General features: G+C 59.7%; 1 protein-coding gene. It reads left to right on the top strand.

From position 1 onward, the window contains the following. Positions 1-243 (top strand): contractile injection system protein, VgrG/Pvc8 family (locus AAEZ03_RS29355; RefSeq protein ID WP_350583352.1); only part of this gene is annotated, 243 nt, incomplete at both ends.

Here is a 243-nt window from a genome sequence, read left to right as displayed (position 1 = left end):
CGAGCCCCTGCAAGGCGATGCCTTTGAGGTGGTCGAGTTCAAGCTCGAAGAAGGCTTGTCGCAACCCTTCAAATTAAACCTGGACCTGGTCAGCCACGACCCGGCGGTGGACTTTAATCGTGTCCTTGATTTGGGCGCGCTGTTCACGGTGTGGCGCGGCGAAACACCGGTGCGCTATGTCCATGGTCTGGTCAGTCTGTTCCGTCAGGGCGACACCGGTTTTCGCCGTACCCGCTACCACGC

Source organism: Pseudomonas sp. HY2-MNA-CIBAN-0224 (assembly GCF_040310285.1).
GTDB lineage: Bacteria > Pseudomonadota > Gammaproteobacteria > Pseudomonadales > Pseudomonadaceae > Aquipseudomonas > Aquipseudomonas helleri.
This window is presented reverse-complemented; position numbering and strand designations above follow the sequence as displayed.